Source organism: Pseudonocardia halophobica (assembly GCF_027922425.1).
Classification (GTDB): domain Bacteria; phylum Actinomycetota; class Actinomycetes; order Mycobacteriales; family Pseudonocardiaceae; genus Pseudonocardia; species Pseudonocardia halophobica.
This window is the reverse complement of the sequence record NZ_BSFQ01000261.1, coordinates 1-571: the sequence shown is the minus strand read 5'-3', so window position 1 is coordinate 571 and position 571 is coordinate 1. Positions and strand designations below refer to the sequence as shown.

The 571-nt window shown below is 80.2% G+C and carries 1 pseudogene; it reads left to right on the top strand.

Features of this window, described 5'->3' with window-relative positions:
- Positions 1 to 571: pseudogene (locus tag PKE99_RS38515) on the top strand (hypothetical protein); the annotation flags it as partial.

Below are 571 nucleotides of genomic sequence, written 5' to 3'. Positions count from 1 at the left end.
ACCGCGCTGCCGCCGGAGACCGCGCTGCCGCCGGAGACCGCGCTGCCGCCGGAGACCGCGCTGCCGCCGGAGACCGCGCTGCCGCCGGAGACCGCGCTGCCGCCGGAGACCGCGCTGCCGCCGGAGACCGCGGCGCCGCAGCAGCCGATCGACACTTTCGAGCCTGCCCCGGACACCGCGCCGCCGGAGACCGCGCCGCCGCCGGAGACCGCGCCGCCGCCGGAGACCGCGCCGCCGCCGGAGACCGCGCCGCCGGCGGAGACCGCGGCGCCGCAGCAGCCGATCGACACTTTCGAGCCTGCCCCGGACACCGCGCCGCCGGAGACCGCGGCGCCGCAGCAGCCGATCGACACTTTTGAGCCTGCCCCGGACACCGCGCCGCCGGAGACCGCGCCGCCGCCGGAGACCGCGCCGCCGCCGGAGACCGCGCCGCCGGCGGAGACCGCGGCGCCGCAGCAGCCGATCGACACTTTCGAGCCTGCCCCGGACACCGCGCCGCCGGAGACCGCGGCGCCGCAGCAGCCGATCGACACTTTTGAGCCTGCCCCGGACACCGCGCCGCCGGAGACCG